Below are 25755 nucleotides of genomic sequence, written 5' to 3'. Positions count from 1 at the left end.
CAGTAAAACCGGAGTCAAAATCCTCCAAAGGTTTACCCTACATACTCCGACGCCTTTTGTCAATGGGGGAACTTCAGCTTAAGATTTTTCCCGATGCAAATCTTGATGTTTTTTGAGCTTAAAACTACTGCTAGTCCAACTTATGAGGGGATTTGATCCGATGATACATCAGGGGCGATCGCCAGATTGGCTTCGCCCGAAAGCACTTGAGCAGCAGATCCACTAGCTAATCGATCGTAAGAGTGTGTTCCCAAACCCTTAACTTGGCGCATCAAAGTACCCATTTCCAAAGCACTCATCGCATAATTCCAGCCCAAATTGCTTTTAATTCCAGCCCTTTCCAAAGCTTGCTGCATCGTATCAGTCGTCACCACCCCAAAAATCACCGGCACCCCTGTTTGAAAAGCAGCAGCAGCAATTCCCTTAGCAACCTCACCAGCCACAAAATCGAAATGAGGAGTTTGGCCCCGAATTACCGCACCCAGACAAATTACCGCATCGTAGCGGTGAGAAAGAGCAGCTTGGCGGGCCACCAAAGGAATCTCAAAACTTCCCGGAACCCAAAAAAAGTCCACCTGAGAGCCATGAGGATTAATATCAACCCCGTGGCGTTTCAAACAATCTTGACATCCCTCCAAAAGTTTGTTAACCACCAAATCGTTAAAACGACCGATGACAATAGCAAATCGCAAAGATTCGGTGTGAGTAAAAGTTCCCTCGAAAACAGTCATAGTGCTCTAGTTTAGATTTTAGGTTTTAGATTTTAGATTTTTGTTTGTGAGAAGGCAAAAGTCAGAAAGCAGCAGCATCTCATCTGAATCTCAAGTGCAAAAACATACAGGGTCGCGCGGTCTGGAAAATTCCTAGCTTCTGCCGAATGCCTTTCAATCGCTGGTAAATGCCTTCAGCCTTCTATCTTTTACCTTCTTTCTCCGAGAGAGTTGGGTGAAATTAAACGACTAAAAAGTTCAATACACCCACTGCAATAACCAGCAAAAACCACAGACCAGACCCGGCATAAATCAGGGATTTAGACTGATTCCAGTTTTGGGGAGAGGCATAAGCAACTGGCACGCCAACAACCATCACAAAAGACAGCAGTACCAGACCTAGTAAAACCACTTGAAACAGAATTGATAACATCTTTTCTCCTTTCGATATAACCGTGCGTTGATCAGAAATAGTTTCCCAGAACCGAAAAAAATCTTCCAAATTCTAGTTTTTGACAGTTTCCCGATAGTCGATCGAGAAATTGTCGGTTGATTGATACGAAAGAACCCAGGCAAATTCGGGCGTTGCGCGAACAGGCGTCAGCGGCTCTTAAGATTTTTATCAATTTTATCATTGTTCGCTACAGCACAGAAAACTGGAAAGGTTAACTTAAAGCCCGATCGACACATCCGGTTTCAAAGGGCGAGAAATTGCTACTGTTTGAGTTAGAGATGCGGGATTTTCGGCTATGGACTTAGTTTTGTGCCACACAACAGCAGATTTTGACGCCTTGGGGGCGGCGGTGGGACTTTGCGTGCTGCGCCCCGGTAGCAGGATCGTATTGACGGGGGGATGTCACCCGACAGTGCGGGATTTTTTGGCGCTACACCGTGACGAGTACCCACTGATTGAACGCCGATCGGTCAATCCGCAACAAATTCGATCGATTACTATAGTTGATGCCTCCGGGCGCGATCGTTTGGGAAAAGCCGCCGAGTGGCTGGATTTGCCACAAGTAAGGGAAATTGCTATTTTCGACCACCACTTAGAGGCGCATTCAGACATCCCCGCTACTGTTACGCAGATCGAAGCAGTCGGAGCCAGCACAACATTAATTGTCGAAAAGCTCAAAAATCAAGCTGAAAACAGCGACATACCCTTCCGCCTTCTGCCTTCGGAAGCAACAGTAATGGCCCTCGGCATCCACGTCGATACAGGCTCCCTCACCTTTGAGGGCGCAACTGCGCGAGATGCCATAGCTTTGGCGTGGTTGATGGAACAGGGAGCAAGTTTGGGGGTAATAGCTGAATATGTAGAACCCGGTTTGTCTCCTCAATTGCAAGATTTGCTGAGAGAAGCGCTGAATAATTTGCGATCGGAAACTTTGCACGGTTACAGCGTAGCCTGGGTGCTGCTATCTACTGAAGCTTACGTTCCCGGACTTTCTTCACTGGCTTCTCGCTTGCTCGATTTAACTGAAACCGACGCTCTGCTGTTAGGTAATGTTTATAAATTTAGCGAAAACGAAAACAACCGCAACATGGCTCCCGAATCGCCAGTTTCCAATCGATTAACTATTATCGGTCGATCGCGCATCGAAGGAACAAACCTCAGCGAATTGTTCCAACCCCTCGGCGGCGGAGGCCACGCCCGCGCCGCTTCCCTCGCCACCCGCGATGTTGACCCCCTGCTGACTTTAAATCAGTTAGCTGACGAACTCAAAGCTCAAATTCCCCACCCTCCGACAGCCCGCGAATTAATGTCGTCTCCAGTGCGGAGTATTCGCCCGGAAACCTCGGTGGGGGAAGCTCACCGTATCCTTCTACGTTACGGACATTCCGGGCTATCTGTGGTCGATGCGGGCGATCGACTCGCCGGCATTATCTCGCGCCGCGACATTGACATTGCCCTGCACCACGGTTTCAGTCACGCCCCGGTGAAGGGTTACATGACTCCGCAGTTAAAAACGATCGCCCCAGATACCTTGCTGCCGGAAATAGAATCTTTAATGGTGACATACGATATCGGCCGCTTGCCAGTATTGGAAAACGGTCAACTGGTAGGAATTGTTACCCGGACTGATGTGTTGCGGGAATTGCACCAGCAAAAAGCGCGAGACAGGGGAAGTAATGCAGAATTCTCTTATTGTGCCGTGTCCGAATCGGTTGAGCAGTTGTTGCGATCGCGTATAAGTGCCGAATTGTGGCAATTATTGTCGATCGCTGCGAATATTGCCCAAAACCGCGGCTGGCAACTTTATATTGTGGGTGGAGCAGTCCGGGATTTACTCTTAGCCACGGATGATACGCTGGCCCTAACAGATATCGATTTGGTTGTGGATGGAAAGTGCGGTTCCGACGATTCTGGTGCTGGTGTCGAGTTAGCTTCATCGCTGCAAAAACTTTACCCAGAATCGCGTTTGGACGTTCACGGTCAATTTCAAACCGCCGCGCTTTTGTGGCACAAAGACTCTGCTTTCGGCTCGCTGTGGGTGGATATCGCGACTGCTCGCACTGAATTTTACCCTTATCCGGCTGCAAATCCTGAAGTTGAAGCGAGTTCAATTCGCCAAGATTTGTACCGCAGGGATTTTACAATTAATGCGCTGGCTGTGCGGTTGGGTGTTCCTCGCAGTGGCGAATTGTTAGATTTTTTTTGCGGTTTGCTGGACTTGGAATCGAAGCAAATTCGAGTTTTGCACGCGAATAGTTTTATAGAAGATCCGACGCGAATTTATCGCGCTGTGCGGTTTGCGGTGCGGTTGGGATTTGAAATTGAGCCGCAGACGGAAGGATACATCCGCAACGCTTTGACCAGCGGAATTTATTACCGAATTCAGGGGGAAAATGGCCGAGCTCCGGCTTTGGAAACTCGGCTCAAAAGCGAATTGAAATACATTTTGCAAGCTCCTTACTGGAAAGTTGCTTTGCAAATGCTGGGAGATTTGCAGGCTTTGCGCTGCATTCATCCTAGTTTGGAGTTGGATCGGGAGTTGTGGCGACAACTGCGTTTGCTCGATCGGTGTTTGAATGAAAGGAAGAAGGAAGGTTCGGCAACGGATTCTGTAACGGATGTAACGGATGTCAGGAAGAAGGAAGAAGGAAGTTCGGCAACGGATTCTGTAACGGATGTAACGGATGTAACAGATGTTAGGAAGAAGGAAGTCGGAAGAAGGAAGAAGGAAGAAGGAAGAGATAATTCCCAATTCCCAATTCCCAATTCCCAATTCCCAATTATCAATATTCCCGATTGGCAGATGCGGCTGGAAGTTTTGATAGCTTATGTAGCACCGGAATATCGCGGCAAGGTGGCTGCAAATCTTCAGTTACCTGCTGACAGCATTAAGCGCCTGGAAGTTTTGGAAGCCGGAAAGAACGAGTTAGCAGAGGGTTTGCCTAAGTGCGAGTTGCCGAGTCAATTGGTTCTGCTGTTGAGGAATTATGAGTTGCCGGTGTTAATTGCGATCGCCCTACAAAGTCCGCGAAGTCCACGCCGCCAAATTTGGGAATATCTCACCAAATGGACGAATGTTGAGCCGCCTTTGAATGGCAACGATTTGAAGGCTTTGGGTTATAAGCCGGGGCCTGGGTTTAAACGAATGTTGGATGATTTGTTGGCGGCGAGGTTGGATGGCGATTTGGGCGATCGGGCTGCTGCTATCTCTTTCTTAGCACAACGTTATCCTCAAACTTAGTAAGGTGCGTCAGCAGCGCGTTATTTTTTCTCTGCTTGATTAGCTAATTGCTGACGCACTCTACTAAATTTTAAGTTTTCAATTCCAAACAGGCTAACCAGGCGATCGCACATTATTGATATTTCGAGAATTAAGGTGAAAAAACAGCGCGCTCCTGCTTTAATCGCAATTGTCCTTTACAAAAGTTTTGTTGCTTCCCTCTTGACAGTAACTTCAATTGCTTTGCTTTTTGCATTAAAAAATCATCAAGTCTTAGAACAATTTTCGCAATCTTATTTGTTAGAAAGCAAACTAAAAATTATTGAATTCATCTTAGACAAAGTTCTAATTCTCAAGCCTAAAAACTTACTGCTTAGCGGACTTGCCGCAGCACTTTATGCAGTCTTAACTGCTGTTGAGGCCGTTGGTTTGTGGTACGAAAAAGACTGGGCAACAATCTTAGTGTTAGTGCTGGTAAGCATCAGTATACCCCCTGAAATATATGAATTAGTTCACGGGGTCACGGTACTTAAGTTAGCGGTATTTATCACAAATGTAGCCATTTTATGGTATTTGCTCCACCATTGGCCGAAGCATGGTAAAGGAGCTTAAAGTTTTGATTATTCAGAGGAAACTCACTTGATTTTATGAATGTCAGCATTTTCCATTTTAATTTCATAAAACGGCTGATCAGTCAAATAAAAACCTCAATCTTTACAAAAATTTGTTGATTGTAAAGATTCGATAAAGCTACGAGGGGTTATACCCCCTATGAGTTACAGTGAGATATATATAGATGCACCCTGATGGCTTTCCCGTTCCACAAGAGCGGGATTTTTATTGGCAAAATATTGTATTAAGTTTTAATACACCTGCTAGAGATAGAATTGGTGGAAAATTTCAATAAAACGATCGCCAGATGCAAAAATAGCACAGCTAAAGCAAAAACGATGGTTCGGAGCGATCGAACATCAGCGCTAACTCTGCGAAATAACCCAAAGGCAGTAGCATAGTTTGGGAAACGGCATCAATGGAAGATCAACTTAGCGTTCACAACAGCGCTGCAACAGGGGAAAGACACCATAATTAATAGTTGATTGTGCTCTAATTTTTGAAGTTTTATGGATTAAGAAAATTTTACTCATGATGTTAGGTCAATTTTCTGAAATCCCCAACTGGATGATGCTTAGTTTCACAAACTTTTAAGTTTTTTTACTGAATCTTGTCTCCGATAATCAACCCTCTTTGTCACTTTAGCAGTGTATTGGCCAGTTGGGCGTCACGAATGTGAGTTATAAAACAATTAAAAACCCGATTTCTTCTTGAAGAAATCGGGTTGTTGAAATCGATGGTGAAGCGCGATTTTCTGTCTAAACTATTCGGAAAATAAAAGGGTAGCGGTAAGGTTGGTTAGGATTTTGCAAAACCTGGAGGATAGCCATTATTGTCAGTCCCCAATGCAGCAGATAACCTAGGGGCACTAGGATAAAGCCAGCAAGACCGAAAGTGACGACAGTTAACACCACAATCACGGTGCTGTACACCCATACATTAAGGTGAAAATTGATGGCTTCTGTGGCATTTTCTTTGACAACGGGGTCATCTGATACTAACAATACAGCGATCGGCGCTCCGATCGAGAAAACTAACGTACTGAAAAAAATCGCCCCGTGGCACACCAGTGATAGCAGCTTCCGCTTGTCGGAGTCGTACATATTACTTTTTTTTCCTTGACTTTAGTGATAATTTTACCTTTAATAGCCACTGTAGCACAGGCTATAATGGCGATCGGGTGATGATTCCCCTACCTAATTTGTGATGACAACAGAACTCGAAACTGAACTGCTAACTGCTGTTGAGCGCCGGCGCAACTTTGCTATTATCTCGCACCCTGACGCGGGTAAAACTACTTTGACAGAAAAGCTGCTGCTGTACGGAGGTGCAATTCACGAAGCAGGTTCTGTGAAAGCGCGGCGGGCTCAGCGACACGCTACCTCTGACTGGATGGCGATGGAACAGCAGCGGGGAATTTCTATTACTTCTACTGTTTTGCAGTTTGAGTATAAAAAATATCACATTAATCTGCTCGATACTCCGGGACACCAAGATTTTAGCGAAGATACTTATCGAACTCTGGCGGCGGCTGACAATGCGGTGATGCTTGAGGATGCTGCTAAGGGTTTGGAACCGCAAACTCGGAAGTTATTTGAAGTTTGTAAGCTGCGAAGTTTGCCTATTTTTACTTTCTTTAATAAGCTCGATCGCCCTAGCAGAGAACCTTTGGATTTGTTGGACGAAATTGAGAAAGAATTGGGGTTGCAGACTTATCCGGTAAATTGGCCTATAGGTACGGGCGATCGCTTTAAAGGTGTTTTCGATCGCAGGGCGCGCAAAATTCACTTATTCGAGCGGGCTAAACACGGTTCTCGTGCTGCTGTTGATACCGTCATTGAATTGGGCGATCCGCGCATTGAAGATTTGTTGGAACAAGACCTTTACTATCAGCTCAAAGAAGAGTTGGAACTGCTGGATGAGTTGGGAACTGAACTAGATTTAGACTTGGTTCGGGCTGGCAAAATGACGCCAGTTTTCTTTGGCAGCGCAATGAGCAATTTTGGGGTCGAACTGTTTTTAGATGCGTTTTTAGATTACGCAATGAAGCCGATCGCCCGCAAGAGCAGCGCCGGAGATTTGCCGCCCACTTATGAAGACTTTACCGGGTTTGTGTTTAAATTGCAAGCGAATATGGACCCGAGACACCGCGATCGGGTGGCGTTTATTCGGGTTTGTACGGGCAAGTTTGAAAAGGACATGAACGTGACTCACGCTCGTAGTGGTAAAACGGTGCGTTTGTCAAGGCCTCAAAAGTTATTTGCTCAGGATCGCGAGTCGATCGAGGTTGCGTATCCGGGCGATGTGATCGGTTTGAACAATCCGGGAGTATTTGCGATCGGGGATACTATTTACACCGGCCAAAAACTGGAATATGAAGGGATACCCTGTTTTTCTCCTGAACTTTTTGCTTTTTTGAGAAATCCCAATCCTTCTAAGTTTAAGCAGTTCCGCAAAGGCGTTTCTGAGTTGCAAGAAGAAGGCGCAGTGCAAATTATGTACTCGGTTGATGAGTCGAAACGCGAGCCTATTTTGGCGGCTGTCGGACAGTTGCAATTTGAAGTTGTGCAGTTCAGAATGCAGTCGGAATATAATGTGGAAACGACAATCGATATGTTGCCTTACAGTGTAGCTCGTTGGGTTGACGGCGGTTGGGATGCGCTGGAAAAAGTTGGGCGGCTGTTTAATACGGTGACGGTGAAAGATACTTGGGGAAGGCCGGTTTTGCTGTTTAGAAATGAGTGGAATTGCCGACAGGTGGAAGGGGAGCATCCTGTGTTGAAGTTAAATGCGATCGCCCCGGTGGTTTCTGGTTTGGCTGTTAGCGAGGAGTAAGATTACCGCAGGCAAAGGACACAACACTGTTGTGTCCATACAAATGATATTTATTCGGCTTAAATACGCCGGATATAAGAAGTTACAATCACGGCTCTAACAGTTTTTCTAAGATGGTGTAAATGTCTTTTTTGTCACCATCTTTACGTCTCCCTAATCCCACGACAACAAGTAGAACTCGCTCTTGTTCGACTTGATAAACTATACGATAGCGCTGTCCAACAGCTCGGATGCTGCGAAATCCTGATAGGTTATCTACAAGGGCTTTGCCTTGCTTTTGTGGTTCAAATTTTAGTTAATCAATGCGATCGCGCAATTTTTCCTGTTCTCGTCGATCTTTGACTGCCTCCAACATTTCCAGTGCCCGTGGCGTAATCTGGATCTCATATTCGCTCGCATCTTCTTCGTGATTCATAGTCCCAATTTTGCTTTGGCATTTTCCCAGGAAATAGTTTCGCCTTGGCGTGTTTGGGTGATGCTTTGGCGCAATTTGGCAACGAATTCTGTATCGGTGAGAATATCTAAGGTTTCTAACAGTTCAGTCAAATGCGTGTAGCTCATTGCAGCCATAACGGGAACGCCATCTTGAGTGATGATGATAGGCTCATTGATAAGTTTTTGGGGTAGGTTTGGAAGCTGCTGCTGTGCTTGGGCAATGGTGAGTCGTTTGGACATGGTTGTACTAAAGCAACATTACTTTTAATTTAGCATTTCGGCCCAACTAACTGGTTTCCAGCCGCTGACGCTGGTAACGAGTAAATCCAAAATCTAAGATCCAAAATCTAAAATCCAAAATGGATTGACGGCGGCCCCCGTCTGCGGCTACGCTTTGAAGTGAGAGGTTGCTTGCTTGTAGAGGAGGCAGCCCGCGTCGCCCAAAAATCTAGTTGCACTGCCCAAAGCTGCTACCAACAGCAATGGACAGCTAACCGCCAAACTGGGACTAGCAGTCTGGAGGCTAACGGAGTATCTTAACATCCTCTGTAGCCGCCCTGCTATGTGTTGAAATGCGGGGCGGCTGGGTTTTTGGGTTTTTCTAGAAAACCCAAAACCAGGAGAACATATTATGTCACAGGAATTCGTGCCTGACGACAACTTTTCCGATCGCCCAAATGACGACTCAGCAGCAGTATGCGAACAGGAAGTGGTGCTGTTAACGGTTGTCGGTTCGCCCAAAGGTGTCCGGGAAACCATACTCACTTTGTACCGGCTGGGATTTGCAGAAGTGGGCGATTGGAGTCCCGTACAGCGTGCAGCCAATCCGAAGCAGGTGATGAGCGTGCTAATCCGTCGGAAGCGGGCTGATGGTACATCGCCGAGACAATCTGGGCGGTAAGCTGCAAGGTTAAATAGCTAAATTCGAGGGCGGGCCTTTAACGTTCAGCCCTGAGCCCGGCAGGGGTTTCAACCCCTGCCTCAAAGCAAAAGTCCTCGCTATGAGGACTGAAGAATTCATTAGTCCTCGACCGAGAACTTTTGCGAAAAGCCCCGTGGAATTCATTCCCTGGTGGCCTTTCGGTTTAAGTTAACTGGACACGTCCTCTTTTTTAAGGCCGCGTCTTTACTCCTTGCGATCGAGCTAACTGCTGACAGTATCGTCACCCAAATTATTGAGAGATTCTTGCAGCGCATCGCGGCCACTGCGAACAGAATCGTCATTAGGAGCAATAGCTAAAGATCGATTCCACATTTCCAGTGCCTCTTGCCAATTCTTGAGTGCTTCCTGTTCATCAGATAATTTTGCCTGTAACACACCCAGTCTTAGCAGCGCATTCCCTTTGTTGTTGAGAGCAGCGATATAATCCGGTGCAATAAGTAAAGCAGAATTATAGGCTGCGATCGCCTCTGAGTAAGGCTGTTTTGCATCCTCAAACTCACTTAGCTGTGCCTGCAAATCACCTAGACATCGCAGCGCATTCCCTTTGTTGTTGAGAGCAGCGATATAATCCGGTGCAATAAGTAAAGCAGAATTAAGGGCTGCGATCGCCTCTGAATAAGACTGTTTTGCATCCTCAAACTCACTTAGCCCTGCTTGCAAATCACCCAGAGTTTGCAGCGCATTCCCTTTGTTGTTGAGAGCAGCGATATCATCCGGTGCAATAAGTAAAGCAGAATTAAAGGCTGCGATCGCCTCTGAATAAGACTGTTTTGCTGCCTCAAATTCACTTAGCCCTGCTTGCAAATCACCCAGAGTTTGCAGCGCAATCCCTTTGTTGTTGAGAGCAGCGATATCATCCGGTGCAATAAGTAAAGCAGAATTAAAGGCTGCGATCGCCTCTGAATAAGACTGTTTTGCTGCCTCAAATTCACTTAGCCCTGCTTGCAAATCACCCAGATTTCGCAGCGCATTCCCTTTGTTGTTGAGAGCATAGTTATAATCCGGTGCAATAAGTAAAGCAGAATTGAAGGCAGCGATCGCCTCTGAGTAAGATTGTTTTGCTGCCTCAAATTCACTTAGCACTGCCTGCAAATTACCCAGACATCCAAGTGCAATCCCTTTATTGTTGAAAGGATAGTTATAATCCGGTGCAATAAGTAAAGCAGAATTAAAGGCAGCGATCGCCTCTGAGTAAGACTGTTTTGCCGCCTCAAACTCAGTTAGCTGTGCCTGCAATTCACCCAATTTGCGTAGCACAATTCCTTTGTTGTTGAGCATACCCTCATTGTCGGGAGTTATAATGAGTTCGCGAGCGTAAGCTGCAACAGCCTCTAAATATTCCTGTTTTGCCTCTGCGTATCGAGCCAACCGAGCATAGTAATTTCCCTCCGAGTGTGAAATTCTACCAAGCCCAAAATAGCTTTTAATCAACAACTCACCTCTAACTGCCAGCAGCGACTCGCATTCCCCGTAACGACTCAGCCGCAATGCTTCATCAAACACTTCTACCCATTCCTTCACACCCCGCTGCCAATCCAAGCGATTCGCATGAAAAATTGCCTCAGCCGCATTCCCCAATTCCCGGTAATAGCGCTCTAAAAATTCATGAGCTCTGCGAGTTTTATCGTTATCCCTATCCGAATCCAAGCGCCGCAATAAATCGTGAATTCGATACCATTTTTCACCCCGCTGCGGCTCCTTCCACACAAAGGAAAAACTCGTCAAAATCTCAAAATTTGCACTACTTGCCTGGAAGTGGCAACCTGCTCCCAATTTTATGTACAAATCCTCATCAAAAGCGCGACACGCACTCAGCGAATGCACCGCCGATCGCACTTCGCGATCTACATAACTCAGCAACCGATCCGTTAACTCCGCAGTCTTATTTTCCAACCTCGGAACCCGCGCAAAATCCGACGACAGCAACTCAATTCCCCGCCTTCTTTCTGCCAGCACCACATCCGCGCACAAAGCCAAATAAAACGGATGTACCTGCAAATTCTCCCAACTCTCATCAGGATTGACGCTGGCATATTTAATCACAGCATTAGCCAAATCTGCCTTGTCAATCTCGACTTGGTGCAGGTAATCCCTAGCATCGGCGGGAGACAAATGCCAAACCAATTGTGCATCTATCAAATGTTCGGGAATTTCCGTATCCGCAAGCGCATTCGGCCACCGCAGTTGTGTGACTGGACAATCTCGCCCCGCAACCGCAACTACAATCCCCGCTTTGAAATCGATCGCCCTCAGCAACCGCCGAAACCACTCATCTTGATACCAAAATTTTATTCCCTGAAAACTGCGTTTTTCATCCCAGAATTTCTCGTGAGTATCGAACAGCATGACGAGGCGTTCTGGTTTATTTCTGCCAGCCATTGCCGCATTCAAATCACGGGCAAACAATTTCGGCAAACAGTTAATTAACTCACTATCAATATCTTTGCGGCGAATTTGCTCTGCCTTTTCGTCGCTGACACCCAAGCGATTTTGAATTAATTTCATCGCTCGCTTAATACCGCCCAATTTATCTATGCCTTTAAGCACCGCTACAGCTTGCGCCACCACGGGAAATTCTGCAAAAGTTTCAATTACAGGTGTCAGCAATTCCATTACATCGTCGGGGAAAAGCTGTTCGAGAGTTGCGTTTGACTCGCCTTTATTCAGCAAATACCAAAAGCAAGCAAAATCATAATTGGGAAACTTAAATTTATATCTCTTTGCTGATTCTGCCAGATTGCGCCGCAACATCAGCAAGCCATAAAATCTATCTTGCGGCTTATCTTCTTTAATCGGTATCAATCCGAAATCGTGCCTGACTACGGGTATGGGAGTATAGGTTTTAGGTTCAGCGTGGCGGACGAAATTAGCAACTTCGGCCGCTTGTGATTCTGGGAGTGCGCGCAATTGTTGCCAAACCTGCAGCGAAAATCTTTTGCAGCAGTTAACCTGCAAGTGTTTTAGCAGCAATGACTTGCCGTTGCCTCCATCGCCGTAAAAATACAAAATTTGTTCGCGGGGCGGGTCTTCGTTTAAATAAAAGGCAAATCGGCGGGTAAATTCGTGTCTGTCTGTGAAGAGTTCGAGTTGGCGATCGCCGCTAATAGATTCGCTTTCAAAATCTTCGTCGTCAATTGGCATAAATGTGCAGGTGAGGTGTTAATTTAATTATAAGCAAAAATTAGATGGGCTCGGTGATTTAAATCTCGTCTCCACAAACTTTCGTTTCTCTCTAAGAGACTAAGAGATAGAGGAAGTATTTAACCCGGATTTCGCAGAATTCTTCAGTCTTCATAGCGAAGACTTTAGCTTTGAGGGAGGGGTTTAAACTCCTGCCCGATCGTTGCGATCGCCCGCTGGGAGTGGCCGAAAGTTTGACTATTAAGCGGTTTCAACCGCCGAAGAAACTGCAACAAATGGTGACAGAGAAATAGAGCTGTGTTAGAACAGCTATCGATCGACCAGCCAAGCTATCTTAGAAAGGACGCTAGCGAAAGCACAGTCATGGCACCTCCCACTAATCCAAATCCGGCGGATTCATCTGCAAAACAGTCTCTAGAGGCTGGGCTAGCAGCTTTGAAACAGCAGGATTACCCCACCGCGATCGCCCTTTTAGAATCCGTTACTCAAACCGCAGCTAATCAGCCGTCGGGAATCCGCGCGCAGATGGGGTTAGTGGCTGCGTACAAAGCAACCGGTAATGTGAAAAAGGCGATCGCCCTGTGCTCTTCCCTCGCCAAAAGTCCCAACCCTCAAGTCAAAACTTGGGCCGATCGCGCTTTAAAAGAATTAACCCCCCCTCGCCCCCCAAAACCACCGGAAAATAAACCAAAATCCGCAGAAACTCCCGCCGAAACAGGCTTTGTCGCCTTTGATGCAGGAACAAAATCGGCGAAAAAATCCATTGAGGGCGATCGACCGACCGCAGATAAAAAAACAGGATTTTTACCTTTAGAGCCAGTTGTAGAACCAGGAAACGCCAAATCGCAACCGATTTCCCCGCCACCTCCACCCCCCACAAGCCAGACTTCTGAACCGGAAAACTCGACCGAAACCGCACCCGAAACCGCAGAAATTAGTGGCGAAAATAGTTCCGGTTCCCCAACAGATATTCCCGGAGTCGCCAGCCCAGATACTTACCAACTCACTTGGCGCGAAGCAGGGCGCACGAAAAGCCCGCGCCCGCTCAAACCGCTGAAGTTGCTGGAGTTTCGGCTGCAAGCCGTTGCAAGTGCGATCGCCCTATTTTTCCTAGCCCGGTTTGTCCTGCAATTCCTGCTGACAAACACTAATTCTCTGTTGGTTCAGCTTTACATATTCACTAGACTGCCTATTTTCGCGCCGATTCAGCTTTTTTACCGCGATCCAACTCCGTTTGTTCAGATGGTTTTTGGATTGCTTTTGGCCTCGTCTCCCTGGCTGATAGACGCGCTGCTGAAACTGTTTTGCGGCATAGAAACTCTGCGCGGGTCAGTTTTATCCAAGCACAGCAAGGAAGCTAGTCGGGTGGTGCGAAGTTATTGTACGAAGCAAAATATGCCGATGCCGGTGCTGAAACTCTTGCCGCTGAATGTTCCTGTAGCTTTCAGTTACGGCTGTTTGCCCCGTTTTGCTCGGATTGCTGTGAGTCGCGGGCTATTGGAACAATTGACGGATGATGAAATTGCTACTATTTTCGCGCGGGAGTTGGGCCATATCTCTCACTGGGATTTTGCGCCGATGTCGCTGGCGCTGCTGGTGATTCAGATTCCTTACTTGATTTATTGGCAGGTGGCGCACTGGCAAGAGCGGTTGTGTGATTTAATGACGATCGAGTTTTTGCGTTCTGCTGTTAAATTTGTGGCCGCTGCAATTTCTGCTACGAGTTATGGGATTTATAAGTTGTTGCGCTGGCCGATGTTGTGGCTGTCGCGCAGCAGAGTGTATTTTAGCGATCGCACCGCTGCAGAAATTACGGGTAATCCTAACGGTTTGACGCGGGCCTTGTCTAAAATTGCGATCGGCATTGCTGATAATATCGAGCAGCAAAAACAAACTAGCTTTTTCCTCGAAAGTTTCGATCTATTGTTACCCGTAGGTGTTGGACAAGCTGTAACCCTTGGTTCTGCTGCATTACACGCGCCGCTAGAACAGATTTTGCTGTGGGATGTCAGCAATCGGGAGCGCAATTGGTTGACGGTTAACCGCGCGCATCCTTTGCTGGGAGAGCGTTTGAAGCTTTTGGCTCTTTATGCTCAATTCTGGCAACTGGAGACAGAGTTAGATTTGGCAAACGCGGGAGTGCAAGAACAACCCAGGAAAGGAAAATTGTCTCCGTTTAAGTCAATAGTCGAATTTAAAGACTCAAAACTATTTTTACAGGGTGCGCCGTTTTTTGGAATTCCGATGAGTTTGGCGATAGTCGGGTTGCTTTGGCTGATTGGCGGGATTTTTTCGAGGACGAGTATTTGGCAGTTGGATTGGCTTTGGGGCGATCGATCGATTCTTTGGGGCTGTTTGCCGATCGGATTTTCTATCGGTACTTTGATGCGGATCAATTATTTCTTCCCGGATATTATCCCGCGAGAAACCGCTTCGCCGAGTTTGCCGGAAATTTTGTCAAATCCCGATAGTTTGCCGCTGGATGCTGAACCGGTGCGGCTGGAAGGTGAACTTTTGGGTCGATCGGGTATGAGTAATTGGCTGGGACAAGATTTGATTTTGCAAACGGCGACGGGTTTGGTGAGGTTGCACTATGTTTCCAGGTTTGGCTACATTGGCTCTTTGTGGCCATTTTTGTTCAAAGAGACTACTCGCCCTAGCGATTTGATCGGAACATCTGTTGTGGCGACTGGTTGGCTGCGCCGGGGTGCTACTGTGGCGATCGACCTTGAAAGTCTCCGCAGTCAAGGAGGGAGGGTTAGTGACAGCGGACATCCGATTTGGTCTGCGGTTTTGGCTTTTGCTGCTGCTTTTTGGGGCGCATACATTATTATTCAGGGCCCAAGGTGAGACGATTTTAGATTTTAGATTTTGGATTTTAGATTGAAGAATGGGAAATGACTTACTGCATAAGGGTTTCGAGGTTGCCTACAATTGCATTTTTTACAGGTATGAGGAATAGTTATCAGATTGCCGCACTCGATCGCGCACAACGCGCAGCCCCAGATGAGTTTTGAGTTAAACAGCGGATGGGCGATGTTCTCCGTGCTGGTGGCGCAGCCTACTCTTCATTGGTGTCAACTTAAGCCTGAAACCATGTCAAAATCAGGGTTGTAGCCGAGTCTAGATCCCCCTAAATCCCTTAAGAAGGGGGACTTTGAGAAGACTCTTGTCCCCCCCTTCTTAAGGGGGGCTAGGGGGGATCTAGGGTTAATAGTCAAACAGCAGTCCGTGACAGGGTTTGACGTTAAGTTTTCCCGAAAGCCTACAGTCTTGTTCCTTCTTCCTTCGTAAAGAAAAGTTGCTTTTTTGCCAGCCCTCTGTTACATTAATTTACAGGAATTGGATTGAACCAAACAGCGCGATAACTTTAGTTGGCTAAAATCTCATAAGGCATTGCGTAAAAATTGTCAACACCCCAACACAGCAAGTACAGCCAGCCGCTTGTCGGCTGTTTTTTTTTCTACCGCTATTTTTGCTGTGCGGGATGAATTCTCAAAAGTGATTGAGATGTGGTTTCCGTCAAATTCAGACTGAAATCTTCCTAAATAACTAGCTCTGTTACCAAGGCTGTGATACCTTTAAAGAATGCTCGGACTCTGCCGGGCCTGATTTAAGGGATACCGGGTAAATGAGTAGTTCTCAGCATTAGGAGCGAGATTAGGATCGAGGTAAGATTACTGGCTGAAAAAATGTTAGCCATTTTATCCATCACTGTATTAAACTGAATACTGGCATTCCGATCGCTTGCAATTGACATCCTTGGACATAAATTTCTAGACGGCGCTGGCTATAAACATTCTGAATCAAAACCGGAAGCAAGTAATACAGAATAGCCAATAGCCTAAACATTTGAGTGATGACTAAAAGTTTACACAACAACCTGAGATTTAAAAGCTCTCTGCATCGGCGGTTAAGTTCCGGCCTTATCAGAGTAAATCATCTTTTTGTTCTAAAAGGTGGGGGGAGCTGTCAAGGTTGGTGGGAGGAATGCGCCAATTCTCGGGTTATGTGGTGTTTGCCTGAAGTCAATATTCAGTTGACTTCAGGTAATTCTGTTCGAGCAAATTAATTAAAATCCAAGTCGGGAGGAATTTTTCATGTCTATTCGTCTTTATGTTGGCAATCTACCGAAGGAACTCGATCGCCTAGAATTGCAAGAAGTTTTTGCACCAGAGGGCGAATCTGTTACCACCAAGGTAATTACAGACCGCAAAACAGGAAAATGCAGAGGATTCGGTTTTGTGACGGTGCTAACCGATGAACAAGCCGACCAAGTTATTGAGAAATATAACGGCTTGATGTTCAAAGAAAACCCGCTGAAAATAGAGAAGGCATTGCCTCGCTCTAAGGGTAAATCTGAGAAGGGCGAAGACGATCAGCAGCAGTCGCCGCAGTCACCGCAGTTGGTGTCGTCATCGGCGTCTGTGCCTATGCCTGTGCCTGCGCCGCAGCAACAGCAGCGCTCTGCTTCGGCTCCTCCTACCCAAGGTGGAGGCGGTTCCAGCAAAAGCAATCGCCGTCGGGGTGACAACAACAAGTCTCGCCGCAATCAGTCAGCAACAACGGTGTCGAGCGCTGATTCCGGCTCGGTGCAGCCAGATCCGCGCTGGGCGAGTGCTCTGGAAGAACTCAAGCAAAGATTGGTGGAAGCTCAGACTACTAATTAGTCGAAAATGGCGGCTAATTGCTGCTGCCTCTCGACTGTGGTTGACTGAATGTATCTGGAAGTGCGATCGAGAATCGGTCAAAAAACCCTGTTCTCGATCGCACTCTTTTATGGTAAAAAACCTCTAATATCTAGCAGTGCGGTAAAATAAGCGCGATCGGGCAAGTAAAGAAAACTCAAGTTCTGACTACCAACCAGTTGGATTTTGGTCGATCGACCGAACACGATGTCATATCGTTTCCGGTTGCATCGGAATAATAAAATCGAGTCAACAGTTAACACTCAACCATTCAGTTTTTCGACCCGCCCGTCAACAGTCAACCTTCAACAGTCAACAATTCCGGAGGAGTAACCGGAATTGATCTCATATCCTGAGAATGGTTGGCAAAAAAACCCGGTTTCTCTAAAAATATAGGGTTGAGCAGCGAGACATCTAGAAAGAAACCAGGTTTTTAGCCCGTATAAACAAGTCATTTTTATTCTATCGGCCCGAATTCGATTGTCTCAATAAACTCAAAAATCTTGTTCATAATTCCCTCAACTTCAGACTCCAGGGAACCCAATTCATCCCCCTCCTGATAAATGCGCTGACAGCTTACCGTGTAGCAAAAATCGTCAGCAATAAAAGCCATAAGTCCCCGGTAAGCATCCAACCGAGTCAGAGGGCCATCGTTTTCTTGCACGCTGATAGTTGCACCCGCAGGCAAATCTAAAACCACGAAATAAGCTTCTTCATCTTCTAAATATTCTGTGTGGAGTAACTTAGAATTGGCAACATTAGCAAGAATTGCCTGAGAAACAAAATTGTCGAGAAAAGACTTGAGATAACCTTCCTCGCCAACCGACTCGATTGTTTCTTCAACTTCACCAGCAACAGGGAAATAATCAATTTTCAGCAAAACTCCAAAGTCGTCAGAAAATGCGACACAGCCTTCTTGCTCATCAATTTTACCGCCTCGTTCCTCGTCAACTGGAATGGGAACGCTAAAATTGCCTTCAGGAGATACGTACCATGCCGCATCGAAATCAGAATCTTCGCCCTCTACTTCCGAGTAAGCAGCAGTTACATCCTCAATAATTTCTGCTGCTTCCTCGTCTTCCACACCTAATGCTTGCTGGAATTCTTGGAGAAAAGCCTGGTGCTTCTGAGATATTTCGCCATCTGCGACAAACATTGCTGCGGTTATGGCAAAAGTATCCAAAACTAACTCATCTGGCATAGATTCCCAAGCAGTATTAAATAATGCTCCTAAACCGTCTTGGGCAACAATACCGGCGAGTCTTTGAAACATTGCTGACATATCATCTTCCGAGTATTCAGCAAATATTTCTGATTCCCAAAGTATGCTTTCTAAGATATCAGCATCCGTGTCAGGGGAATTTGCCTCTGCTGCGACAAGTGCTACCGCTGCTACAGATTCTTCTAAAGTCAAGCTTGCTTCGGATTGGTCTTCTGAATTGAATATTTTATCAAACTTGCCCACAGGTTTTGCCCCGCTAGTGTTTAGTTTTGCTATTCATAGCAAATTTATGACATAAAAAGATAGTAGTCAATCGATTTTAGATTTTAGATTTTAGATTTTAGAATTGAAGCATTGACCCCACGGATAAATTCGGGGGCTCCTTGATCGGATACAGGTTTTTTATTTTTCCGTCCTGAGTCTGCTTTCGGAATTAATCACGTGGCGGGTATCCTGGATGCTTGATTGTCAGGGATACTCTGGGCGCCGGACACCGGGTCGTGTTTTTTGCCTACAGATATCGCACCCGACACGGCGCTGTGCCGTTTCCCTGCCGATATCGCCTATTACCAAGGACTACCAATTATTGTGAATCCGGCCCAAAACGTCGGGTGAGAGAAATCTGCATTTGCTACTTTTGTGGCTTGATTAATGTCGATCGCGCCTTGAGTTCCCCGCAATTGACCGTCTTTTACTACAATTTGTTTGTGGATCATTGCCAGTTGAGCTTTTCTGAGTGCTTCAGCTTTAATATTTTCCGATCGCAAATTGCCATAAAACTCGGTCATCAACGCCAAAGTGCCGATATCCTTAACTTTCCACAAACTCGCTAGCGCTGATTTGACACCACTGCGGACGGCCAGTCCAGCAAATCCCATTTCTGCTGTATTATCCCCGATCGCAGTTTGGCACGCACTCAGCACTAATAATTCTACTTGTCGGCGATCGTACCACTTCGCCGATCTAAATTCATCCAGCGCCAAAGAACGGTTCCACAAATGAATCTCAGCTTCCTTGCGTCCGTTTTGATTTTGCGGAAAGCTAGCGTGAGTAGCAAAGTGAACAATGTCAAATGCCTGTTGCTGTCGCTGTTTGCTGAGATTGTTTAGAGTAAAGTTCTGGTTGAGAAAAGACCGTCCCCGCCACAAGGGCAATTCAGCAGTAGGATTGAGAAAACTTTCATTTCTGCTCGATCCCGCTTGATTTTTCCTGTCGCTTCTGGTACCGGCGATCACAGATAATTCGATCGGCACCGCAGGCAAAGGATCTTGATCGGTGTGTGGAAATTCGGAAGCACCCATCGCTAAAACTTGAGCGTTTTTCAAACTTTTATACTTTGTGTTACTCAGGCTGACACTGGGAATTGAGCCTAGACTGTACTTTTCTACTAAAAACTGCTTGCCGTCGTGCAAACCTGCTAGCGGTAGTTGGCGCAAACCGGCATCAAAGGAAAACACTAGCGTATCTATATTTAATGCTTCTAAATTTGAACTAATCGGCGCAATTAACCACTGGTAAAGTTGCTCAGCTATTGGCAAATATTCTTCACTTTGCGAATCATTCGATTGACCCAAATAGCGATGAAATTCTGCCACTTTTTCCAGCAAAACTGCGCTACTGACCGGAATATTTTTGATAATCGGAGGGCCGTCTGGAACTACTAACACTAAAGATAATTCTTCGAGACGGACGATCGCGTAAACAATTACAGCTTGCTTCCCGGTTTCTTCCTTAATTGTTTTCAGAGTTTCTCTCACATATTGAAAATTAACTTGTTGATCCGTGAAATTTTCCCCATAATAATTTTCGTAGTCTTGTTCAAAGAGTTGGTCAATTAGAGCAACAGCATCGTTAGCATTGCCTTGGTCTAAAGTTTGTTCGACGAGCAACCTGCTAATTTGTGAGGGAAAGAGATTTGGGATATCTGCAGGTGGGGGATTTTCTGCGAGCGGAGGGGGAGTGGGAGTTTGTGCGGGAATTGGCGCTGGTGTGGGGGCAGGAGTTGGAGTTGGTGCTGGAGTTAATGCGGGCGCTGGAGTTGGTGCGGGTACTGGATTAACGGGAGGTGATTCTATTTGCGGCAGAGAGATTTGGGGAATATTTGCCAACCAATTAGTAGGGTTTTCAGCAGGTTGTTCTGGAGGAGGCGTCTCGGCAGGAGGGGGATTTAAGACTATATATCCGTCGGGTTGTTCGGTGGAAGAAGCGCCAAGCTGCGGCGGGTTTTCTGGAGGGTTTTCTGAAGCTGGGATAAAGGTAATATTGGGTGTTTCAACGGGCGGTATGTCGATCGATATTTGTCGATTATTTTCTAGTTGAAAGCCAACTCTGGTATTTCCAGTTTCAGGATTTAGCTCGAAAGAAGTTTCAGCTCCCAATAAATCGCCAATTAAAAAAGCTAACTCCTGTTGGGGAGTTTGGCTTGGGCTAACAGCGGGCGCGGGTACGATCGCACTTGTAGGCGTGGGTACGATCGCACTTGCAGGTGCTGGCTGAATCTGAGTTACAGGCTGGGTTAGAGAGGCAAGAGGGGCTGTGGGCGCGGGATTTGGCGCGTTTGAAGGTTCGGGGGCGATCGCAGGTTGAGCGCCGAGGGAGGAGGTGATTTGGGAAACAGAGGGAAGGGTAGGTGTAGAAGCTATGCGGGCAGCAGCGTTTGGGGTTGTGGGCGTTGAGGGCTGTGTAGGGCGCGCGCGGGGTGGCAGTACGAATGAATCGGGCAATTCAGGTAGTTGGAAGTCAATGGGAAAACCAGGTATCGGATCGGGTGTTGCCGAAGGTGCGATCGAAGTTTGGGGAATTGGGGCAAGTGGGATAAATATTTGGGGAATTGGGAAAGGTGCGATCGAGCTTTCCGGCGTTGGGGCAGGTGCGATCGAGCTTTCGGGTGTTGCCGAAGGTGCAAGGGGTAAACGCGGTGCGGGTTGCGGTGAGGGCGTGCCTGCGGGCGCTGGAGTCGCTGTGGGGGAAGGCGTTGGAGTATCTGCTGCTGTCGGTGCGGGCGATGGAGTATCTGCTGCTGTCGGTGCAGGTGTGGGAGTAGCTGCTGGTGTGGGTGCAGGCGTTGGAGTAGGTGCGGCTGTGGGTGCGGGCGTTGGAGTAGCTGCTGCTGTGGGTGCGGGCGTGGGAGTAGCTGCTGCTGTGGGTGCAACTATTGGTGGCGGTACGGAGATAATTTGAATGCGATCGACATCCTGTTTGTGAGTATAAAGATATTCGCGATCGGGCAAAATTGTTTGTATGGGATTACTATTTCCTCTAGTAATTGCACCCGCCGTTCCATTTGTCTCGGAATTGCCGACAATAAAAGGCGTTATTCCCGCGCCCCCGTGGCGGATAGTTATAGTACCGCCGTTGCTATCTCCAGGATTTCCAGCCGTAGAAATGCTAGCATTGATGCCGTTTCTGTCTGTGAAGGAATTGAGCGATCGAAAAAACCTTCCCATCAGAATCTCGACATTGCCTCCCGTACCTTTGCCGAGACTACTTTGAGCGTTAATTTGACTCGCAGTAATATCGCCCTCAGCACTGCGGTTATAAGCCGTGACATTCCCTGCATTCCCCTCAGCCGAAGAGTCAATTTTACCAACATTAATACTTCCGGTAGCGTCGAGCAAAATACTGCCACCATTACCAGGAGACGAGGTATTGATATCGCCCGCACTAATATTAGTTCCAGCGCTCAAAGCGATATTGCCACCAGTGTTAGGGGAAGTCGCATCAATATTTTTAGTTGTGATTTCTCCGTTCTCGCTAAACAAAGAAATTCCGGCGGGTGAGGTAATATTTTGGGCGGTAATATTATTCGTAGTAATAATGTTAATTGCCGCGGAACTTTCGGGGATATCATCTTGAATATTGACGCTGTTGAGGGGAGCAACACTGCCCACAGCACCACCAAAGTCAACACTTCCCGCATCGGGTTGAACAGTCAGACTGTAAGGCCCGTCAACTGTAGACTTAAAAGTAATATCGCCAGTCTCTAAAATTTTGACCGAGAGGTCGTTACCTAATGTTACCGGAGCGTTAAAAGTAATGTTATTGCGGTTAGTTTCGATCTTGCCCTTGGCAGTAATAGAATCATTTGCCTGGACATCAATATTGCCACCAGTAACAGTAATACTGGGAGCGAAAGTGCGGGAATTAATATCAGATGTCGAAACTGTTCCGCCAGCATTTATGGTGACTCCTCCGCCCTTACCATTTGCTGCGGCGGTAATAATTGGGCCGGCAGTTGTGTCGATATTACCGCCGCTTTGAATGCGAAGATTGCCACTGTTGGCGTTGAACCCGCTTAATAATAGGGCGCTACCAATTCCTGCCGTACTGATATTGCTTCCAGCTTCGAGGGAAATATTGCCGCCGTTGTTGCCGCCGATCGCATTGATGATTCCGGCGGTAGTGTCGATCGCCCCGCCGCTTTTAAACGTGATTGAGCCGCCGTCTTGATTGCCGATCGCCCGGATGTCGCTGGTAGTAATATTTCCCCCAGCATTTAGATTAACATTGCCCCCTGTGTTAGTTTTAAGATCGGGAGATGAACCGTCATAACTTGTCAATAACTGACCTGTAGTGATATTTCCGTTGCTGTTAGTAAAGTTAAGATTTCCACCCTGTATTCCCGATACTAAAACATCGCCTATATTAATGTCACCGTTGGTAGTAGATAAAGTAACATTGCTACCGTTGCCCTTACTAGAAGTACCCGCGATCGCGGTTCCTGTTGTCGGTGTTGTGATGCCGGTGCTGGCTTGAATGGTAATATTTCCAGCAGCGCGATCGCCCGTGACATTGAGCGTTCCGGTATTTATGGAACCGACAGTGCTCGTAAGTGCGATCGGGCCACCGTTTTGATTCGCCGTTACAGTGAGATTGCCAGTCGTAATATTGCGATCGGCTTTTAAAGTAATTGCTCCCCCATTTTCCGGAAAAAAAGTAGTATCATTCCCTGAATCCTGAGAGCTAGTTGTATTTAATTTACCTGTAGTAATGCTGCCATTTGTGCTAGTAAACTTGATACTACTACCTTGCAATTTACCGTAGTTTAATACATCACCCGTTCTAATATTTCCACTGGTAGAGAGAGTAATATTGCCACCATTCCCGCCGTCTGAAGAATTATTAATGTCGCCAAGCTGGATATTGCCATTTACGCTCGTAATATTGATATTTGCACCATCTGCTTTCGATGCATTTGTACTATTTGAGCCTATAATATCTAGATTAATGTTACGATTTGCCTGTAACGTTACAGAACCAGGACTGCCGGGGGAATCGTTGTTTCCAGTGCTTATATGTAATCCATTTGTAGGAAAAACAATAGCTCCCTGTTCGCTGATGATGGTAACATTACCACTACTGCCAGTAGGTATTACGCCCGGAACACCTCCTGCAAAACTCTCTATGCAAAAACTAGGGGAAGCACAGTCTAAAGTAATATCGTTTTTTGCTTTGAGAGAAATGTCACCCCCTCCACTGGACGCGAAAGAAGCTAGACTACCTGTAGAAATAGTGCCACCTGCATTCAAAGTAATATCACCGCCTGTGCCATTGCCACTCCCGCCCACACTAAGAAAAGTAGAAAGTCTTCCTGTAAGGATGTTGCCTCCAGCAGTCAGAGATATATCACCACCATCAGCATTTATCCCCTCTGTCCTAATCGTTTCTGTTTGAATGTTGCCTGTAGCTTGCATAATTACAGGGCCTATGTTCGTGGGGGTACTCGTATAAGCACTAATATTTCCTGTTTGAATGCTGCCGCCAGAGCGCAAAATTACGGATCGGAAACTGCCCAATATAAATTCATCACCCGTAGTAGCACCAGCATAAGTTGCATCGGCACTCGTAATATCTATATCTCCATTGAAAATAATATTTCCCGTACCTGAAGTCGTATCTATTTTGATAGATGCGCCCGTATAGCTCCCAATAGTAATGTTGCCTGTAGCTTGCATAACTACAGGACCTATGCCATTACCGAAGGTATTGTTATAAGTATCAATTTTTCTTGTTTGAATGTTGCCACCAGATCGCAAAATTACCGATCGCGAATTGCCCAAAATAAATTCATCTGTACCCGGAGAAGCACCAGCATAAGTTGCATCGGTACTCGTAATATTGATATCTCCATTAAACGTAATATTTCCAGTACCAGAAGTTGTATCTACCTTGAGAGACGCACCCGTGTAACCCCCTGAAGTATAGTCATCAGGTTGTGTAAAAATTGGATCGTACAGACTAATAAAATTCGCAGGTTTACCAGATAAATCGACAATCGATGTGTTACTGCCACTGCGAAAGTGAGCATCTGTAGATATAATACCGTCACTCACTAAAGTCAGATTTCCACCGCTGACAAAAGGCGTTTGCGAAAGATGATTCAGCGCCAAAAGATCGATACTTTGATTTCCCTGAATGTAGAGATTTCCGCCAGCATTTGCCACAAACGGATTTGCCGCACTATCGCGCACCCGCACTGTATTGTTAGCCAACAAATTTAAATCGCCAGTTGTACGCAACAGACTTTCAACTAATGTCAAATTGCGATTAGCTGACAGCGTTGCAGTCTCCGCACTTACTTCTTTAGCAGTGACATCTCCATTCTCTACCTGCAAACCAGAACCAGTTAATTCTATTTGCCCTCCAGCGTTGACTGTCACCCCCGTTGCACTTCCCCCGCCACCAGTCAACAACTGCGGCAAAGATGCAACCGGCAATACCCAATTTTGAGGCAAACTCCCCGCGACAGATTGCGGTTGAATCTCCAAACTCAACAGATTTCCCGGTTGACTAATTCTGACTAAACTCTCCCCCGGTACAGCCGCAACAATAATATTTCCTCCCGGTGCAGAAAGTTGTCCCGTACTCAAAACCGTGCCGCCCAATAAAGTTAAATTTTGCCCTTGTCCCACAGCCAAATTGCCTAAATTGACAATTCCTCCCGGTTGTGTATTTGTAAAAGCAAAAGTATTAGGATTTCCGACTAATTGAGTATAATTATTTGTACCAGCCGCACTAAACCAGTTATTGCCAAAACCGATGCCCGTCGCAGTAGTAGCAGTGAAAGCAGCAGGCACGTTCAAACTAGAATTTGCACCGAAAACAATCCCCGCCGGATTAATTAAAAATAAGTTGGAATTGCCGCCCGTAACTTGAATTAAGCCGTTAATTAGCGAAGCATCGCCGCCGACAACTCGCCCTAAAATATTGCGGATATTAGGATTTGATATAAAATTGGCAGTTTGCCCTTGAGTTAAACCAAATTCTTGGAAACTGTGAAATAGATTTGCGCCGTCGCTAGATTGTTGACCGCCGTTGATGTTGAATTGGTTGCCGCTGGGAGTAATTTGAGTATTCGTGCCGTCGGTTGCGGGGGTAATTTGGGCTGTGGCTGTTTGGGATGGGGCCAAAAGTCCTATTTCCCACATTGTTAAGGTGGTGAATGAGAGAAAGGTGAGGAAAAAGCGGGGTTTTTTGTGTGTTGATTTCATGGTTT

General features: G+C 46.4%; 14 protein-coding genes. 6 read left to right on the top strand and 8 right to left on the bottom strand.

What is annotated here, in order from left to right; all coding sequences use genetic code 11:
• Positions 1 to 140 precede the first annotated feature (140 nt).
• Both ribH and psbZ read right to left on the bottom strand, forming a co-directional pair.
• Positions 141 to 731: a 6,7-dimethyl-8-ribityllumazine synthase gene (gene ribH, locus Q5691_RS04860; RefSeq protein ID WP_333215967.1), complete on the bottom strand. Its 591-nt coding sequence runs from the start codon at positions 729 to 731 to the stop codon at positions 141 to 143.
• A gap of 220 nt (positions 732 to 951) precedes the next feature.
• The gene (gene psbZ / locus Q5691_RS04855) at positions 952 to 1143 is read right to left on the bottom strand and encodes a photosystem II reaction center protein PsbZ (RefSeq protein ID WP_015177377.1); all 192 of its coding nucleotides are present in this window, start codon (positions 1141 to 1143) and stop codon (positions 952 to 954) included.
• A gap of 316 nt (positions 1144 to 1459) precedes the next feature.
• On the opposite strand from psbZ, the gene Q5691_RS04850 reads away from it, so the two are divergent.
• Both Q5691_RS04850 and Q5691_RS04845 read left to right on the top strand, forming a co-directional pair.
• Positions 1460 to 4405, top strand: coding sequence for a CBS domain-containing protein (locus tag Q5691_RS04850; protein WP_333344028.1), 2946 nt, complete (start codon positions 1460 to 1462; stop codon positions 4403 to 4405).
• 135 nt (positions 4406 to 4540) lie between these two features.
• Entirely contained in the window at positions 4541 to 4996 is a 456-nt protein-coding gene (locus tag Q5691_RS04845; protein WP_333215971.1) for a DUF2127 domain-containing protein, read from the top strand.
• Positions 4997 to 5754: 758 nt separating this feature from the next.
• Here Q5691_RS04845 and Q5691_RS04840 read toward each other — a convergent pair.
• Entirely contained in the window at positions 5755 to 6099 is a 345-nt protein-coding gene (locus Q5691_RS04840; protein WP_333344026.1) for a DUF4870 domain-containing protein, read from the bottom strand.
• A 103-nt stretch (positions 6100 to 6202) separates the two neighbouring features.
• On the opposite strand from Q5691_RS04840, the gene prfC reads away from it, so the two are divergent.
• Positions 6203 to 7831: a peptide chain release factor 3 gene (gene prfC, locus Q5691_RS04835; protein WP_333050296.1), complete on the top strand. Its 1629-nt coding sequence runs from the start codon at positions 6203 to 6205 to the stop codon at positions 7829 to 7831.
• Positions 7832 to 8242: 411 nt separating this feature from the next.
• On the opposite strand, the gene Q5691_RS04830 is transcribed toward prfC, so the two are convergent.
• Together Q5691_RS04830 and Q5691_RS04825 are read right to left on the bottom strand one after the other, a co-directional pair.
• Positions 8243 to 8506, bottom strand: a complete 264-nt coding sequence (locus Q5691_RS04830; protein ID WP_333344024.1) for a type II toxin-antitoxin system Phd/YefM family antitoxin — start codon at positions 8504 to 8506, stop codon at positions 8243 to 8245.
• Between the two features lie 147 nt (positions 8507 to 8653).
• The gene (locus Q5691_RS04825) at positions 8654 to 8809 is read right to left on the bottom strand and encodes a hypothetical protein (protein ID WP_333344023.1); all 156 of its coding nucleotides are present in this window, start codon (positions 8807 to 8809) and stop codon (positions 8654 to 8656) included.
• Between the two features lie 88 nt (positions 8810 to 8897).
• On the opposite strand from Q5691_RS04825, the gene Q5691_RS04820 reads away from it, so the two are divergent.
• The gene (locus Q5691_RS04820; protein ID WP_333344022.1) at positions 8898 to 9167 is read left to right on the top strand and encodes a hypothetical protein; all 270 of its coding nucleotides are present in this window, start codon (positions 8898 to 8900) and stop codon (positions 9165 to 9167) included.
• A gap of 243 nt (positions 9168 to 9410) precedes the next feature.
• Here Q5691_RS04820 and Q5691_RS04815 read toward each other — a convergent pair whose 3' ends face one another.
• Complete coding sequence (locus Q5691_RS04815) at positions 9411 to 12350, bottom strand: tetratricopeptide repeat protein (RefSeq protein WP_333344021.1); 2940 nt, start codon at positions 12348 to 12350, stop codon at positions 9411 to 9413.
• Positions 12351 to 12647: 297 nt separating this feature from the next.
• Here Q5691_RS04815 and Q5691_RS04810 point away from each other — a divergent pair, with 297 nt between their 5' ends.
• On the top strand, positions 12648 to 15200 hold the full coding sequence (locus tag Q5691_RS04810; protein WP_333344019.1) for a zinc metalloprotease HtpX: 2553 nt from the start codon (positions 12648 to 12650) through the stop codon (positions 15198 to 15200).
• Between the two features lie 1250 nt (positions 15201 to 16450).
• Positions 16451 to 17020 (top strand): RNA-binding protein, encoded by a 570-nt coding sequence (locus Q5691_RS04805; RefSeq protein ID WP_333216296.1) that lies wholly within the window; start codon positions 16451 to 16453, stop codon positions 17018 to 17020.
• Between the two features lie 475 nt (positions 17021 to 17495).
• Here Q5691_RS04805 and Q5691_RS04800 read toward each other — a convergent pair whose 3' ends face one another.
• Together Q5691_RS04800 and Q5691_RS04795 are read right to left on the bottom strand one after the other, a co-directional pair.
• Positions 17496 to 18503, bottom strand: a complete 1008-nt coding sequence (locus Q5691_RS04800; RefSeq protein ID WP_333344018.1) for a tellurite resistance TerB family protein — start codon at positions 18501 to 18503, stop codon at positions 17496 to 17498.
• A gap of 323 nt (positions 18504 to 18826) precedes the next feature.
• A complete protein-coding gene (locus tag Q5691_RS04795) occupies positions 18827 to 25687 on the bottom strand; it encodes a CHAT domain-containing protein (protein ID WP_445305823.1) in 6861 nt (2286 codons plus the stop codon).
• Positions 25688 to 25755 lie beyond the last annotated feature (68 nt).

The organism is Microcoleus sp. w1-18aA5 (assembly GCF_036701705.1).
Classification (GTDB): domain Bacteria; phylum Cyanobacteriota; class Cyanobacteriia; order Cyanobacteriales; family Microcoleaceae; genus Microcoleus.
This window is presented reverse-complemented; position numbering and strand designations above follow the sequence as displayed.

Excerpts from the sequence above, each read along its gene's own strand:
- ribH (WP_333215967.1), bottom strand. The coding sequence starts at position 731 with ATGACTGTTTTCGAGGGAACTTTTACTCACACCGAATCTTTGCGATTT.
- psbZ (WP_015177377.1), bottom strand. The coding sequence starts at position 1,143 with ATGTTATCAATTCTGTTTCAAGTGGTTTTACTAGGTCTGGTACTGCTG.
- Q5691_RS04850 (WP_333344028.1), top strand. The coding sequence starts at position 1,460 with ATGGACTTAGTTTTGTGCCACACAACAGCAGATTTTGACGCCTTGGGG.
- Q5691_RS04840 (WP_333344026.1), bottom strand. The coding sequence starts at position 6,099 with ATGTACGACTCCGACAAGCGGAAGCTGCTATCACTGGTGTGCCACGGG.
- prfC (WP_333050296.1), top strand. The coding sequence starts at position 6,203 with ATGACAACAGAACTCGAAACTGAACTGCTAACTGCTGTTGAGCGCCGG.
- Q5691_RS04830 (WP_333344024.1), bottom strand. The coding sequence starts at position 8,506 with ATGTCCAAACGACTCACCATTGCCCAAGCACAGCAGCAGCTTCCAAAC.
- Q5691_RS04825 (WP_333344023.1), bottom strand. The coding sequence starts at position 8,809 with ATGTTAAGATACTCCGTTAGCCTCCAGACTGCTAGTCCCAGTTTGGCG.
- Q5691_RS04820 (WP_333344022.1), top strand. The coding sequence starts at position 8,898 with ATGTCACAGGAATTCGTGCCTGACGACAACTTTTCCGATCGCCCAAAT.
- Q5691_RS04815 (WP_333344021.1), bottom strand. The coding sequence starts at position 12,350 with ATGCCAATTGACGACGAAGATTTTGAAAGCGAATCTATTAGCGGCGAT.
- Q5691_RS04805 (WP_333216296.1), top strand. The coding sequence starts at position 16,451 with ATGTCTATTCGTCTTTATGTTGGCAATCTACCGAAGGAACTCGATCGC.
- Q5691_RS04795 (WP_445305823.1), bottom strand. The coding sequence starts at position 25,687 with ATGTGGGAAATAGGACTTTTGGCCCCATCCCAAACAGCCACAGCCCAA.